General features: G+C 50.5%; 12 protein-coding genes. 7 read left to right on the top strand and 5 right to left on the bottom strand.

All coding sequences use genetic code 11. The features are described 5' to 3' along the window. Positions 1-62: 62 nt before the first annotated feature. Positions 63-1349 carry a C4-dicarboxylate transporter DctC gene (dctA, locus tag FQZ95_RS15170; protein ID WP_000858214.1) on the top strand — a complete coding sequence of 429 codons (1287 nt, stop codon included), beginning with the start codon at positions 63-65 and terminating at the stop codon, positions 1347-1349. A 219-nt stretch (positions 1350-1568) separates the two neighbouring features. Beyond that, complete coding sequence (locus tag FQZ95_RS15165; RefSeq protein WP_001163147.1) at positions 1569-3065, top strand: M16 family metallopeptidase; 1497 nt, start codon at positions 1569-1571, stop codon at positions 3063-3065. Between the two features lie 95 nt (positions 3066-3160). Here FQZ95_RS15165 and kdgK read toward each other — a convergent pair whose 3' ends face one another. After that, positions 3161-4090, bottom strand: coding sequence for a 2-dehydro-3-deoxygluconokinase (kdgK, locus tag FQZ95_RS15160; protein ID WP_032185445.1), 930 nt, complete (start codon positions 4088-4090; stop codon positions 3161-3163). 231 nt (positions 4091-4321) lie between these two features. Between kdgK and pdeH the strand changes: the two genes are divergently transcribed. Together pdeH and FQZ95_RS15150 are read left to right on the top strand one after the other, a co-directional pair. After that, a complete protein-coding gene (gene pdeH / locus FQZ95_RS15155; RefSeq protein WP_001353592.1) occupies positions 4322-5089 on the top strand; it encodes a cyclic-guanylate-specific phosphodiesterase in 768 nt (255 codons plus the stop codon). Positions 5090-5159: 70 nt separating this feature from the next. Next, positions 5160-7220, top strand: a complete 2061-nt coding sequence (locus tag FQZ95_RS15150) for an AsmA family protein (protein WP_032185387.1) — start codon at positions 5160-5162, stop codon at positions 7218-7220. Positions 7221-7338: 118 nt separating this feature from the next. On the opposite strand, the gene FQZ95_RS15145 is transcribed toward FQZ95_RS15150, so the two are convergent. From FQZ95_RS15145 to FQZ95_RS15135, 3 genes are all read right to left on the bottom strand, one after another. Continuing rightward, on the bottom strand, positions 7339-8661 hold the full coding sequence (locus tag FQZ95_RS15145) for an MFS transporter (protein WP_160530385.1): 1323 nt from the start codon (positions 8659-8661) through the stop codon (positions 7339-7341). Between the two features lie 407 nt (positions 8662-9068). After that, complete coding sequence (gene yhjD / locus FQZ95_RS15140) at positions 9069-10082, bottom strand: inner membrane protein YhjD (RefSeq protein WP_000191271.1); 1014 nt, start codon at positions 10080-10082, stop codon at positions 9069-9071. Between the two features lie 48 nt (positions 10083-10130). After that, positions 10131-11030, bottom strand: coding sequence for a LysR family transcriptional regulator (locus FQZ95_RS15135; protein WP_032185444.1), 900 nt, complete (start codon positions 11028-11030; stop codon positions 10131-10133). 518 nt (positions 11031-11548) lie between these two features. Here FQZ95_RS15135 and FQZ95_RS15130 point away from each other — a divergent pair. Next, entirely contained in the window at positions 11549-12151 is a 603-nt protein-coding gene (locus FQZ95_RS15130) for a helix-turn-helix transcriptional regulator (protein WP_001167663.1), read from the top strand. A gap of 50 nt (positions 12152-12201) precedes the next feature. On the opposite strand, the gene FQZ95_RS15125 is transcribed toward FQZ95_RS15130, so the two are convergent. Continuing rightward, the gene (locus tag FQZ95_RS15125) at positions 12202-13851 is read right to left on the bottom strand and encodes an alpha,alpha-trehalase (protein ID WP_000934242.1); all 1650 of its coding nucleotides are present in this window, start codon (positions 13849-13851) and stop codon (positions 12202-12204) included. 404 nt (positions 13852-14255) lie between these two features. Between FQZ95_RS15125 and ccp the strand changes: the two genes are divergently transcribed. Together ccp and FQZ95_RS15115 are read left to right on the top strand one after the other, a co-directional pair. Further along, a complete protein-coding gene (gene ccp, locus FQZ95_RS15120; protein ID WP_000784846.1) occupies positions 14256-15653 on the top strand; it encodes a cytochrome c peroxidase in 1398 nt (465 codons plus the stop codon). Between the two features lie 210 nt (positions 15654-15863). Further along, positions 15864-16285: pyridoxal-dependent decarboxylase (locus FQZ95_RS15115; protein ID WP_001481891.1), on the top strand; the 422-nt coding region annotated here is incomplete at its 3' end.

Raw genomic sequence — 16285 nt, 5'->3', positions numbered from 1 at the left:
ATTTTAAGGCCGCAGGTACCCCATAACCTTACAAGACCTGTGGTTTTACTAAAGGACACCCTATGAAAACCTCTCTGTTTAAAAGCCTTTACTTTCAGGTCCTGACAGCGATAGCCATTGGTATTCTCCTTGGCCATTTCTACCCTGAAATAGGCGAGCAAATGAAACCGCTTGGCGACGGGTTCGTTAAGCTCATTAAGATGATCATCGCTCCTGTCATCTTTTGTACCGTCGTAACGGGCATTGCGGGCATGGAAAGCATGAAGGCGGTCGGTCGTACCGGCGCAGTCGCACTGCTTTACTTTGAAATTGTCAGCACCATCGCACTGATTATTGGTCTTATCATCGTTAACGTCGTGCAGCCTGGTGCCGGAATGAACGTCGATCCGGCAACGCTTGATGCGAAAGCGGTAGCGGTTTACGCCGATCAGGCGAAAGACCAGGGCATTGTCGCCTTCATTATGGATGTCATCCCGGCGAGCGTCATTGGCGCATTTGCCAGCGGTAACATTCTGCAGGTGCTGCTGTTTGCCGTACTGTTTGGTTTTGCGCTCCACCGTCTGGGCAGCAAAGGCCAACTGATTTTTAACGTGATCGAAAGTTTCTCGCAGGTCATTTTCGGCATCATCAATATGATCATGCGTCTGGCACCTATTGGTGCGTTCGGGGCAATGGCGTTTACCATCGGTAAATACGGCGTCGGCACACTGGTGCAACTGGGGCAGCTGATTATCTGCTTCTACATCACCTGTATCCTGTTTGTGGTGCTGGTATTGGGTTCAATCGCCAAAGCGACCGGTTTCAGTATCTTCAAATTTATTCGCTACATACGTGAAGAATTGCTGATTGTACTGGGGACTTCATCTTCCGAGTCGGCGCTGCCGCGTATGCTCGACAAGATGGAGAAACTCGGCTGCCGCAAATCGGTGGTGGGGCTGGTCATCCCGACAGGCTACTCGTTTAACCTTGATGGCACATCGATATACCTGACAATGGCGGCGGTGTTTATCGCCCAGGCCACTAACAGTCAGATGGATATCGTTCACCAAATCACACTATTAATTGTGTTGCTGCTTTCTTCCAAAGGGGCTGCAGGGGTAACGGGCAGTGGCTTTATCGTGCTGGCGGCGACGCTCTCTGCGGTGGGCCATTTGCCGGTAGCGGGTCTGGCGCTAATCCTCGGTATCGACCGTTTCATGTCAGAAGCCCGTGCGCTGACTAACCTGGTCGGTAACGGCGTAGCGACCATTGTTGTTGCTAAGTGGGTGAAAGAACTGGACCACAAAAAACTGGACGATGTGCTGAATAATCGTGCGCCGGATGGCAAAACGCACGAATTATCCTCTTAATCTCACCACTTATGCCCGCACTCCCTTCCCCGAGTGCGGGTGTTTGCGCATAATTGACCCCTGTGCCTGAACTTACCACCTGGGTGAGTTCAGGTTTATTTCACTTCTTCCGTGACATTTTCATGTTCTTGCGGTCTAACACGAAGTGTTTTTAATGTCATTTAGACTGACCGACAACGGGCAGTTTTTTATTACCAGGATAGTTGATCAGGGGTTCACATGCAGGGCACAAAAATTCGACTTTTAGCGGGCGGTTTGCTGATGATGGCCACTGCTGGCTATGTGCAGGCAGATGCGCTCCAGCCTGATCCAGCATGGCAACAGGGGACGCTTTCCAACGGTTTACAGTGGCAAGTGCTGACCACGCCCCAGCGTCCCAGCGATCGCGTTGAAATTCGCCTGCTGGTTAATACCGGTTCGCTCGCCGAAAGTACACAACAGAGCGGTTACAGTCACGCCATCCCTCGTATTGCGTTAACGCAAAGCGGTGGCCTTGACGCAGCACAGGCGCGTTCATTGTGGCAGCAGGGGATCGACCCTAAACGCCCGATGCCGCCGGTAATTGTCTCTTATGACACCACGCTGTTTAATCTGAGTTTGCCCAATAACCGTAACGACTTGCTGAAAGAAGCGCTCTCTTATCTGGCAAATGCCACTGGCAAACTGACTATCACGCCAGAAACCATCAACCACGCGCTGCAAAGTCAGGACATGGTGGCAACCTGGCCTGCCGATACTAAAGAGGGCTGGTGGCGCTATCGTCTGAAAGGATCAACCTTGTTAGGTCACGATCCTGCCGATCCGCTGAAACAACCCGTTGAAGCGGAAAAGATTAAAGATTTCTATCAGAAATGGTACACCCCGGATGCAATGACGCTGCTGGTGGTGGGAAACGTGGATGCGCGCTCGGTTGTCGACCAAATCAACAAAACGTTTGGCGAACTGAAAGGCAAACGTGAAACACCGGCTCCGGTGCCGACGCTTTCTCCGCTGCGTCCTGAAGCGGTGAGTATTATGACCGATGCGGTACGTCAGGACCGGTTATCTATCATGTGGGATACGCCGTGGCAGCCAATTCGTGAATCAGCCGCACTGCTGCGCTACTGGCGTGCGGACCTGGCCCGTGAGGCGCTGTTCTGGCACGTTCAGCAAGCGTTAAGCACCAGTAACAGCAAAGACATCGGTCTTGGATTTGACTGCCGTGTGCTGTATCTGCGTGCGCAGTGTGCCATCAACATCGAATCACCAAACGACAAGCTGAACAGCAACCTTAATTTGGTAGCGCGTGAGCTGGCAAAGGTTCGCGATAAAGGTCTGCCGGAAGAAGAGTTCAATGCGTTAGTGGCGCAAAAGAAACTGGAGCTGCAGAAACTGTTTGCCGCCTATGCGCGAGCTGATACCGATATTTTGATGGGTCAGCGGATGCGTTCGTTGCAAAATCAGGTCGTTGATATCGCGCCGGAGCAATATCAGAAACTGCGCCAGGACTTCCTTAACAGCCTGACGGTGGAGATGTTAAATCAGGATCTGCGTCAGCAGTTGTCGAACGATATGGCGTTAATTCTTCTGCAGCCGAAAGGCGAGCCAGAATTTAACATGAAAGCGTTGCAGGCGGCCTGGGATCAAATCATGGCCCCATCTACTACTGCTGCCACAACCTCAGTTGCCACGGATGACGTACATCCTGAAGTGACGGATATTCCACCCGCACAGTAATGCCTGATGGTGATGAGTTAGCACAACCATCAGGTATTTATGGATGAGCTGGATAGAGGGGTAACACTTTATCCAGCCTTTTGCATATGCTGCTTTTACGCCGGCATCGCCTCACGCGGGATAATCGCGCCGCGATACTGAATAACGGTACTTGCGGTCAGGTGCCCGCGTTTCGCCGCATTTTCCGCACTGCCGCCCGTCAAACGTACCGCCAGATAACCGGCACTGAAAGAGTCGCCAGCTGCGGTGGTATCGATCACTTTTTCTTTCGGCAGTTTCACCGCCGGAACATCCACTAACCCCTCGCCAGCAATGGACACCAGGCAAGAATCCGCCCCGCGTTTCACCACCACTTCTTTCACGCCCGCGTTATGGGTGCGCGCAATGACGTCTTCCACCGGTTGTTGACCCCACAGCGCGTCTTCGTCGTCCAGCGTCAGGAAGGCGATATCCGTGCATTCCAGCATTTGCTGGTACATCTGCTGTGTCTCTTCTTTGCTGGCCCACAAGCGCGGACGGTAGTTATTGTCGAAAATCACTTTTCCACCGTTAGCGCGGCATTCGCGCAGCAGGGAAAGCAGCTTTTCGCGGCTGGTCGGGCTTAAGATTGCCAGGCTAATCCCGCTCAGGTAGAGATAATCAAAATTCGCCAGCTCTGCACAAATCGCTGCGGATTGCTCACTCTCCAGCCAAAATTTGGCGGCGGCTTCGTTACGCCAGTAGTAGAACGTACGTTCGCCGGTGCTGTCGGTTTCAATGTAGTAAAGACCCGGCAGACGGTTTTCCATCCGTTGGGTCAGGGAAGTATCAACGTTCTCGCCGTGCCAGGCGTCCAGCATCTGCTGACTAAAACTGTCCGTTCCCAGCGCCGTCACGTAATGAACGGTTAATGCCGCAGGATCGACCTGACGGGCGATATAGACGGAAGTGTTCAGGGTATCGCCGCCGAAACCGCGCTTAACGTCCGCGCCTTTCTCGGAAAGCTCAATCATGCATTCGCCAATCACGGCAATCTTTTTGGACATAGTCGTGAACCTGATCTGTAAAAAATTAGCGTTAGTTTGCGCTGTGGTGGTTTGCTGGTCAACCATATTAAAACAGTGTTCCATTATTTTTTTGAGCCAGAACGTATTCCTGAAAGATTCCGTTGTGGAGTGGGGAAATTTAACCCGGCCAGGCGGTAAAGTTCTGCCCTTGCGCGCCGATAATCTTTGTCGAGTCCGGGCAGCATCACTTTTAAACACAGGACATCTTTGATGATAAGGCAGGTTATCCAGCGAATAAGCAACCCTGAAGCAAGCATCGAGAGCTTGCAGGAACGGCGTTTTTGGTTGCAGTGTGAGCGTGCTTACACCTGGCAGCCGATCTATCAAACCTGCGGACGGTTAATGGCCGTGGAGCTATTAACGGTGGTCACGCATCCCTCGAACCCTTTACAACGTCTGCCGCCGGATCGCTATTTTACTGAAATCACCGTCAGCCATCGGATGGAGGTTGTGAAAGAGCAGATTGATTTGCTGGCGCAAAATGCCGACTTCTTTGTCGAGCACGGCCTGCTGGCATCGGTCAATATTGATGGTCCTACGCTCATCGCCCTGCGTCAGCAACCAAAAATCCTGCGCCAGATTGAGCATCTTCCCTGGCTGCGTTTCGAACTGGTAGAACACATCCGCCTGCCAAAAGACTCAACCTTTGCCTCGATGTGTGAATTTGGTCCGCTGTGGCTGGATGATTTCGGCACTGGGATGGCAAATTTCTCTGCGCTAAGTGAAGTACGTTACGACTACATCAAAATCGCCCGTGAGCTGTTTGTGATGCTGCGTCAGTCGCCGGAAGGACGCACGCTCTTTTCTCAGCTTTTACATCTCATGAATCGCTATTGTCGCGGGGTGATTGTCGAAGGTGTGGAAACGCAGGAAGAGTGGCGCGATGTACAAAATTCGCCTGCATTTGCCGCACAAGGCTGGTTTCTTTCACGCCCGGCACCGATAGAAACGCTGAATTCGGCAGTTCTGGCGCTATAAGCTGCCTCATTTTCTGCCTGGCTGGACTATCTTTAGGACTGGCACAGGAAGAAATATGAGGAAGCGAATGATGAGCAAGGCAGGCAAAATAACCGCTGCGATTTCAGGGACTTTCTTGTTGTTGATTGTCGTGGCGATCATTTTGATTGCAACATTTGACTGGAATCGACTCAAACCGACCATCAACCAGAAAGTCTCTGCGGAGTTGAATCGTCCATTCGCTATCCGTGGCGATCTGGGCGTGGTGTGGGAGCGGCAAAAACAAGAAACCGGCTGGCGCAGCTGGGTGCCGTGGCCTCATGTGCATGCAGAAGACATCATTCTTGGCAATCCGCCGGATATTCCCGAAGTCACAATGGTGCATTTGCCACGCGTAGAGGCAACACTGGCCCCGCTGGCGTTGCTGACCAAAACGGTCTGGCTGCCGTGGATAAAACTGGAGAAGCCCGACGCGCGTCTGATTCGTCTCTCTGAAAAGAACAATAACTGGACCTTTAATCTCGCCAATGATGACAACAAAGACATGAATGCAAAGCCGTCGGCGTGGTCGTTTCGACTGGATAATATTCTGTTCGATCAAGGGCGGATCGCTATTGATGACAAAGTAAGCAAAGCGGATCTGGAAATTTTTGTCGATCCGTTAGGCAAGCCGCTGCCGTTCAGTGAAGTTACCGGATCGAAAGGTAAAGCGGACAAAGAAAAGGTGGGCGATTACGTTTTTGGTCTGAAGGCGCAGGGACGTTATAACGGTGAACCGCTCACGGGCAAAGGTAAAATCGGCGGTATGCTGGCACTACGCGGCGAAGGTACACCGTTTCCGGTACAGGCTGATTTCCGCTCCGGGAATACTCGCGTCGCTTTTGATGGCGTCGTGAATGACCCAATGAAGATGGGCGATGTCGATTTACGGCTTAAATTTTCTGGCGATTCGCTGGGTGATCTCTATGAACTGACGGGTGTTCTGCTGCCCGATACCCCGCCGTTTGAAACGGATGGTCGGCTGGTAGCGAAAATCGACACTGAAAAATCGTCGGTCTTTGATTATCGCGGTTTTAATGGGCGCATTGGCGATAGTGATATCCACGGTTCTCTGATCTACACCACCGGCAAGCCACGGCCAAAACTGGAAGGTGATGTCGAATCGCGGCAATTGCGGCTGGCAGATTTAGGGCCATTGATTGGCGTTGATTCTGGAAAAGGTGCAGAAAAGTCGAAACGGTCTGAGCAGAAGAAAGGCGAAAAAAGCGTTCAGCCTGCGGGCAAAGTGCTGCCTTATGACCGCTTCGAAACCGATAAATGGGACGTCATGGATGCCGATGTTCGCTTCAAAGGGCGGCGCATTGAACATGGTAGTAGCTTGCCGATTAGCGATCTTTCTACTCATATCATCCTCAAAAATGCTGACCTGCGCCTGCAACCGCTGAAATTTGGCATGGCAGGCGGCAGCATTGCGGCGAATATTCATCTGGAAGGTGATAAAAAACCGATGCAGGGGCGGGCTGATATTCAGGCGCGTCGGCTGAAACTGAAAGAACTGATGCCCGATGTAGAACTGATGCAGAAGACGCTGGGGGAAATGAACGGTGACGCGGAACTACGCGGTAGCGGTAACTCGGTGGCGGCGCTTTTAGGCAACAGTAACGGCAACCTGAAACTGTTGATGAATGACGGGCTGGTGAGCCGCAACCTGATGGAGATTGTCGGCCTGAATGTCGGCAACTACATTGTCGGTGCGATATTTGGTGATGATGAGGTGCGGGTGAACTGCGCGGCGGCGAATCTGGATATTGCCAACGGTGTGGCGCGTCCGCAGATTTTTGCTTTTGATACTGAGAATGCGTTGATCAATGTTACCGGCACGGCAAGTTTTGCTTCGGAACAGCTGGATTTAACTATCGATCCAGAAAGTAAAGGGATTCGCATTATCACACTGCGTTCGCCGCTGTATGTGCGTGGGACATTTAAAAATCCGCAGGCTGGGGTGAAAGCCGGGCCGTTGATTGCCCGTGGTGCTGTTGCGGCGGCACTGGCAACGCTGGTAACACCGGCGGCGGCGTTACTGGCGCTGATCTCTCCTTCCGAAGGGGAGGCTAATCAGTGTCGGACGATTTTGTCGCAGATGAAGAAGTGATGGAAACTGCCGGATGCGGCGTGAACGCCTTATCCGGCCTACAAATCCTTGCGAATTCAATATATTTTATGGAAATTCAGGCCTGATAAGCGTAGCGCATCAGGCAATTTCAACCTTATTACAACGATTGATGTCGCGTCTCATGGGTCAGCAGCAGGGCGATTAAGGTCAAGCCAGCCATCGCCGCCAGATATAACCCCACCGCACCTAACCCGTAGTTAGTCTGCAACCAGGCTGCGATATACGGCGCAACGGAAGCCCCGAGAATCGACGCTACGTTGTAAGAGAACGATGCTCCGGTGTAACGCACTTCTGTCGGGAACAGCTCTGGTAACAGCGCGCCCATCGGCCCGAAGGTCAGTCCCATCAGACTTAACCCCAGCAGCAGGAAGGCAAAAACCAGAATCGGGTTGCCAGAACCGAGCAGCGGGTTAAAGGCGAACAGCGCGAACAGGATGATCAGCGTGGTGATGATTACCATGCTTTTACGACGACCAAAGGCATCGGCCAGCAGTCCGGCGACTGGCACCATCACGCCAAAACCAATCACTGCCATCATCAGCATCCACAATACTTCGTTACGCGGCAGGCCAAGACCCACGGGCGCGGCGGCGGTACTGAAGGTCATTGAGTAGACCGTCATGATGTAAAACAGCGTATAGGTTGCCAGCATAATGAACGTACCCAGTACGGTTACGCGAACATGTTTGGTCAGCAGCGTACCCAGCGGGATCTTCACCTGTTTTTTCGCTTTAGCGACTTTCTCAAACACCGGCGACTCATGCAGCGACACGCGAACATACAGGCCGATAATGACCAGCACCGCCGAGAAGATAAACGGCACGCGCCAACCCCAGCTCATAAACTTCTCGTCGGTCAGTAGCCAGGAAAGCAGTAAGAAAGTGCCGTTGGCAAAGAAGAAGCCAATCGGAGCGCCCAGCTGCGGGAAGGAGCCGTACAATGCACGTTTGCGCGGTGGTGCGTTCTCGGTTGCCAGCAGCGCCGCTCCGCCCCATTCGCCGCCTAAGCCCAGACCCTGACCAAATCGAGCCAGTGCCAGCAGCAGCGGGGCGAAAATACCAATCGTGGCATAGCCCGGCAGCAGACCAATCACCACGGTCGAAATCCCCATCGTTAGCAACGAGGCGACCAGCGTCGCTTTACGCCCAACGCGATCGCCAAAATGACCAAAGACGGCAGAGCCAATAGGGCGCGCGACGAAGGCGATGGCGAAGGTGGCAAGCGACTGTAGCGTTGCTGCCGTAGGATCACCCTGTGGGAAGAAGATATGCGGGAACACAATAACGGCTGCCGTTGCGTAAATATAGAAGTCGAAGAACTCAATGGCTGTACCGATGAGTGAGGCAACCAGAACTTTATTACGTGAGTTTACCGGCGTAAATTCCTGGTTATTTTCGAGTGTTGTGGCTGTTGCTTGCATAATCTTTTCTTATTTTTTGGCTAACGAATAGCCATATTACGCACAGCAAAAGTGATATTTCAATGTGTAACAAATCGCGGAGTTGGTCGAAAATCAGCCAAAAAGGGAATAATGTTTAAGCTGGTGATTTTTCTTCTATGAAATGCTTCACATAATTTCATAAATGGTGGATAAAACTGGTTTTAGGTTAAATAAAAGTTACCAACTGGATTTATATGCTGGAGTAATGAGTTGGAATGAAATTGTTTGCTCCTAAGAGATGACAGAAAAGGCTCTGGGGAAGAGTTTAAGTGGTTATGTGCGCATGATAGCCGGATGCGATGCTGGCGCATTTTATCCGGCCTACGGGGAGCCAGGCCGAATAAATTCGTAGGCCGGATAAGGCGTTACGCTGCATCCGGCATATTTTAAGACTGCGTTTTCCCCGGCATTCTCGGGTCGTCTTTGTATTCGGCGGTGGCAATCCACGCCGCGCAAAACAGCGTCAGACGAGCGAAGAAGTAGAAAAACGCCATCAGTCCCAGCACGGAGCCAAATGCTGCGCCAGACGGAGATTTCATCAGCGATGGCAGTGTGTAGGTCATCACGATTTTAATCACTTCAAAACCTATAGCAGCAAGAAATGTTCCGCGAATTAGCGCTTTTTTGCGCGGACGGTGGCGCGGCAATCGCCAAAAGATCCAGAAGAAAAGCAGATAGTTGGCGAAGATGGAAATCGCAAGACCAATCAACCGCCACGTTGGTTTCAGCCACTCAATGCTGTTCAGGTGCAGGGCGCTAATAATCATTTGCTGCGCCGAACCGGCAACCGAGGTGATCGAAAGCGTCACAATGAGCGCAATCAGCAAACCAATCAGCGAAATAAAATCACGCAGATATTTAACCCAAAATTTTTCCTGATCCTGTGGCGAACGTTCCCAGACATCGCGCGATTGAGCGCGAATCGCTTCACGCAGGTTACCCATCCAGTTGATGCCGGAATAAAGCGCCACCGCCAGGCCGACAAGCCCTACCGTCGTACGCTGTTGAACGGCGGTATTGATGGTGTTTTTCAATGTAGCTGCCAGCGTCGGATCGCTAATATTTTGCAGAATTTTGTCGAAGATATCCTGCAGCAGCATCGGATGGGAGGCCAGAACGAAACCAGCGGCGGCAAACGACACCATCAAAATCGGAATCATCGACAAAAATGAGAAATAGGTGATAGCCGCACCAAACTGATTCCCCAGCCGATCGTTAAAGCGTTCAGTCGCGCGAATCAGGTGCGCAATAATCGGTTGGCGTTGGACTTTTTCGGCAGTAGTGGTGACGGTTTCCAGCGCCTGGCTAACTTTGCCGCCTTTCTCGCTATTATCCAGCGGTTTAATCGGCTCGAGCTCCAGATCCTGGGTGGGACGTTTAATCTCGTTTTCCTGCGTCATCCGCTCTTTTATCCTTCTGTCTTGATCATTCTTAAAAAGTATAGTCGGTCAGTCCAGGTACTCTTTCATTACGCCAGCCAGCCACTGCATAAACAGGTTTACACGCCGGGAAAGCTCCCGACGCTGCGGATAAACCAGCGAAAGGGAGAGCGGCTCGGCACGGTAGCCAGGTAATACTTCAATAAGCCGCCCGGCACGCAGGGCTTCGCGCACGGCAATGCGCGGGATCTGAATAATCCCCAGACCGGCAAGACCGGCGGCGAGATAGTTTTCGCTACTGTTTACCGTCAACATGCCGCCAGACTTAAACCACTGGACACCATTAACGCTGGCAACCTCAAAACCTAACGGATGTACACCCAGGTGCGGTGTGTAACGCACTATTGCGTGTGAAGTCAGATCGTCGGGGCTTTGTGGATAACCAAAGCGTGTCAGATAGTGTGGACTGGCACAGTTGACCATGGTTAGTTTGCCGAGGGGACAGGCGATAACACCATCTTCCGATAACGCGCCAGTGCGTATCACGCAATCAAAACCATCATGAAGAATATCTACCGGACGGTCATGGCTACTCAGTTCCAGCTCAATTCCCGGATGCTGATAGAGAAATTCCGACAGGCGCGGCAGTAACAGGCTTTTCGCGATTCCTGGTGGGATGTCGATGCGTAATTTACCGCTGATACTGGTGGCATCCTGTTGAAACAGACCGTCCAGTTCGTTGAGATTACTCAACACATCTTTTGCCCGTTGATAATAGGTCATGCCTTCTGGCGTGAGTTTGACCCGTCGCGTGGTGCGCTGGAGAAGCTGGGTGCCAAGTTGATGTTCCAGTGCCTGTATCTGGCGCGAAACACTTCCCTTTGGCAAAGCAAAGAAATCCGCTGCGCGGGAAAAACTTTCCAGCTCCGCGACTTTGATGAACAACTGCATTGCGTGAATTTTATCCATTTCTTTGACCGATTGTTGTTCACAGCGAAACAGTAACGCGCATATCGCATTGTTTATTGTTTTTCTAACATCTAATGCCGGGTTTCACAATGTTGTCATGACGAATGTGGCGATTTCTCAGTAGGAAAAGGGGAGAATAGCTTTATGAGAACGGTGAATCCCCTTAAACAGAGCGTATTTTTCAGCGATTCCCTTTAAAGTGAACAGAGGACGTATTGGCTATTTGTGCTTATTTTTGTCTCATTGCCGTTTGTTATTTTGGCTTGTGGTCGCGGAATTTCATTTTTAATTGCATGCGTACTAGCCATCAATATAAGGAAATCCTCAAAATTGTTTTAAATAATGCCCTCGACATGTAATTTCAGGCGTTTAGCTGTAACTATTTATATCGGTAACTATTTTCTACGCGTCATCTCTGTAGAATGGCCACCGCCAAATGGCGAATTCTTATTTTTTCTCGCGGGTAATACCCTTCCACTACTTAAGTCTTTTTAACGTATTCAGGTGGAGATTCAGTTATGCAAATAGTCATGTTTGACAGGCAGTCAATATTTATTCATGGAATGAAAATCAGTTTACAGCATCGTATTCCAGGAGTGAGTATTCAGGGGGCCAGTCAGGCAGACGAGTTATGGCAAAAGCTGGAAAGTTACCCTGAAGCCTTAGTGATGCTCGATGGCGATCAGGATGGTGAGTTTTGCTACTGGTTGCTGCAAAAAACCGTGGTGCAATTTCCTGAGGTTAAGGTGTTAATTACGGCGACGGATTGCAACAAACGGTGGTTACAGGAAGTTATTCATTTTAATGTGCTGGCCATTGTGCCTCGTGATTCAACCGTCGAGACATTTGCGTTGGCGGTCAATAGTGCGGCGATGGGGATGATGTTTCTGCCGGGAGACTGGCGAACGACGCCGGAAAAGGACATTAAAGATCTCAAATCGTTAAGCGCCCGCCAGCGGGAGATTTTAACCATGTTAGCGGCGGGCGAATCAAATAAAGAGATCGGCAGGGCGCTGAATATCAGTACCGGAACGGTAAAAGCGCATCTGGAATCCCTGTATCGCCGTCTGGAAGTGAAAAATCGCACCCAGGCGGCAATGATGTTAAATATCTCCTCCTGAAGAGGATAATTTTACAGCCAGCAGGACGTTAGCGGCTGGCTGTAAAAATATTATGGTTCGCCGTACAAACCAATTAAACGGCGTACCACACCGTTAGTCCAGCCAAACCCATCCTGCAACGGATACTCGCCACCGCCGCCTTCGCGGGGAACACCATCGGCAATATGGTATTTCTCGATCAGTTTGTGCTGTTCCAGATAGAACTGATTCACCGTCTTCAGCCAGCTGCGCGCGATTTCATCACCCAGAAGGTCATCGCCGTACATTTTAAATCCCTGAATCGCCATCCATTGTAATGGTGCCCAGCCGTTAGGTTTATCCCACTGTTCACCGGTTTCGTACTCGCTTGCCAGAATCCCGCCAGGTGTCAGTAACCGACTGCGCACGGCGTTTGCCAGACGATCGGCCTGTTCATGGTTCGCCATACCGACATAGAGCGGCACAATGGCGGCAGCGGAAAAGAGCGCCAGTTGTTCGCGTCGCCAGTCGTAATCGCGGTAGATACCGTTTTCATCATCCCAGAGGTAACGGTTTACCGCATCGCGACGGGCACTGGCCTTCTGGCGGAACAGTGCTTCTGTCTCTTTCTCGCCTTTCAGTGCCGAGATGTTGGCGATGGCGCTCTCCAGTTTAAACAGGAAGGCATTCAGATCGATAGGGATGAACTGGGTGGTACGAATGCTCGCCAGACGACCGGTATCACGCAGCCAACGGGAAGAGTAATCCCAACCGGAGGCCGCCCCCGCGCGTAAATCTCGGTACACCTCGTTAGGCGGGCGACCAGAATGTTTCGCGGTTTCAACGTCTTCAAGCCAGGATTCGTCACGCGGCGTGTCGCGATCGTCCCAGTAACGGTTGAGCAGCGATCCGTCCGGCATCCGCACAACATGGCGATAGGCCTGATTAGGGATCAACGATTCTGCGCCGTCCATCCAGAAGGCATATTCCATTTTCAGATGGTCGAGATAGCGGCGCGCGCCGCGTACACCATCTTCTTCAAACAACTCCACCATCAGCGCAAAAACCGGTGGTTGCGAGCGGCTCAAATAATAGGTGCGGTTGCCGTTGGGGATGTGACCATAGTTTTCGATCATCCAGGCGAAGTTATCGGCCATGCATTTCAGCAAATCTTCCCGACCACTTTCCGCCAGCCCCAGCATGGTGAAATAGGAATCCCAGTAGTAGGTTTCGCTAAAACGGCCCCCTGGAACAATGTAAGACTGTGGCAGCGCCAGCAGGGAAGACCACGGAATGTGATCTTGCGGTTCGCGGGTAAGCACCGGCCACAGCTGGTCGATATGTTCTTTCAGGGAATTTTGCGGGTCCGATACATACTCGCTGGAGTAGGTCTCCGGCAGCCAGAAGTGATTTTCAACAAACTTGCGCAAGTCAAAATCACGATGACGGCGCACTTTACGATAGCGGATTAAAATATCCAGCGGGTCCATTTTGGGTGCGCAGTCGGGAAAGGTTTTACTGTCGGGGAAAATTTTCGCCGACTGAACATGCTCGAACAGTTCGAGATAGCGATCGGCAGGCGTCAGCGCATCAGAGGCGGGCAGCCCTTCAATCATCTCGGGTTCTGGTTCTGCCTCGATCATCTCATCCAGTTTTAATTCATACGGGTCCAGTTCATAGCAGAGATCGACCTCGATCATCAGTTCGTCTGGATTAGAGTTTTGAATTTTCTGATTGAGCATAAGGATCCGACCTCCGAAATTCGTCGCTAATTATCGGGCTTTTCTTTAAGGGTAGTCATTCGCTCCGCCTGGTGGGCGACAAAGCGTGCGGTGGATCACGTTTATTAACTTGTCAAAAAATATAACGCACTAATATCAATAGAATTTATAAAAATACGGATTCCGTGTTGTTTTTCATTTTCAGAACATTCAATCCTGCTCTCGCCGCAATCATGATATGCCATTCCTGCTCTGTATAATAGGTACAGACTATCTTATTGATAGTTTATATTCATGTAATTGATTGATTCCTATCAAAAAGCGTATTTCCCTGTTTTTTATGATGGCTTTGTCTCGCAGAGACGTTTGCAGCATTCTGGAAAATTTTCTGGGTCACAATAACTCACCACCGTGAGGGAAGAATAATGAAAATGGTCTCACGTATTACCGCGATCGGCCTGGCTGGCGTCGCGATTTGCTATTTAGGGTTATCTGGTTATGTGTGGTACCACGATAATAAACGCAGTAAACAGGCCGATGTTCAGGCATCTGCTGTCAGTGAAAATAATCAGGTTTTAGGTTTTCTTCGCGAAAAAGGATGCGACTATTGTCATACGCCTTCGGCAGAATTACCCGCCTATTATTATATTCCTGGCGCGAAACAGTTGATGGATTACGACATTAAGCTTGGATATAAATCTTTTAACCTCGAGGCCGTGCGTGCGGCTCTGTTGGCAGATAAACCCGTTTCGCAAAGCGATCTGAATAAGATTGAATGGGTGATGCAGTATGAAACTATGCCGCCAACGCGTTACACCGCGCTACACTGGGCGGGTAAGGTGAGTGATGAAGAGCGGGCGGAAATACTTGCCTGGATTGCAAAACAGCGAGCGGAATATTACGCCAGTAATGATACTGCTCCGGAGCATCGCAATGAACCGGTGCAGCCTATTCCGCAAAAACTGCCTACCGATGCGCAAAAAGTGGCGTTGGGTTTTACGCTGTATCATGATCCCCGTTTATCGGCTGATAGCACCATTTCATGTGCACATTGCCATGCGTTAAATGCGGGTGGCGTTGATGGCAGAAAAACGTCGATTGGTGTTGGTGGTGCCGTTGGACCGATTAACGCACCGACGGTATTTAACTCAGTATTTAACGTTGAGCAGTTCTGGGATGGTCGTGCGGCAACATTGCAGGATCAGGCGGGTGGACCGCCGTTGAACCCGATTGAAATGGCGTCGAAATCCTGGGACGAAATTATTGCTAAGCTGGAAAAAGATCCGCAGCTTAAAGCGCAGTTCCTCGAAGTCTATCCGCAAGGTTTCAGTGGCGAAAATATTACTGATGCTATTGCTGAATTTGAGAAAACATTAATTACGCCGGATTCCCCATTTGATAAATGGTTGCGTGGAGATGAGAATGCGCTGACGGCGCAACAGAAAAAAGGCTATCAATTATTTAAAGATAATAAATGTGCAACTTGTCATGGTGGTATTATTCTCGGCGGACGTTCTTTCGAGCCGTTGGGGCTGAAAAAAGACTTTAACTTTGGGGAAATTACGGCGGCGGATATTGGTCGTATGAATGTTACTAAAGAAGAGCGTGATAAATTGCGTCAGAAAGTACCCGGTTTACGTAACGTTGCTTTAACGGCACCGTACTTCCATCGCGGTGACGTGCCGACGCTGGACGGGGCGGTAAAACTGATGCTGCGCTATCAGGTAGGCAAAGAGCTGCCGCAGGAAGATGTGGATGATATCGTAGCTTTCCTGCACAGTCTGAACGGGGTATATACGCCGTATATGCAGGATAAACAATAATTAATTTGATCGCCCGAACAGGAATGTTTGGGCGATTTTTATTACGACAATAAAGTCTGTTTTTAATATTATCATGTTAAACGTTTATATTATAAAAAGTCCTTTTTCTGCTTAGGATTTTGTTATTTAAATTAAGCCGGTAATGCCTTGCTTCCATTGCGGATAAATCCTACTTTTTTATTGCCTTCAAATAAATTTAAGGAGTTCGAAATGGACCAGAAGCTGTTAACGGATTTCCGCTCAGAACTACTCGATTCACGTTTTGGCGCAAAGGCCATTTCTACTATCGCGGAGTCAAAACGATTTCCGCTGCACGAAATGCGCGATGATGTCGCATTCCAGATTATCAATGATGAATTATATCTTGATGGCAACGCTCGTCAGAACCTGGCCACTTTCTGCCAGACCTGGGACGACGAAAACGTCCATAAATTGATGGATTTGTCGATCAACAAAAACTGGATCGACAAAGAAGAATATCCGCAATCTGCAGCTATCGACCTGCGTTGCGTAAACATGGTTGCTGACCTGTGGCATGCGCCTGCGCCAAAAAACGGTCAGGCCGTTGGCACCAACACCATTGGCTCTTCCGAGGCCTGTATGCTCGGCGGGATGGCGATGAAATGGCGTTG

This window comes from Escherichia sp. HH41S (genome assembly GCF_009820115.1).
Taxonomy (GTDB): domain Bacteria; phylum Pseudomonadota; class Gammaproteobacteria; order Enterobacterales; family Enterobacteriaceae; genus Escherichia; species Escherichia coli_F.
The sequence above is the reverse complement of the archived record's forward strand: the minus strand, read 5'-3'. Positions and strand labels throughout refer to the sequence as shown.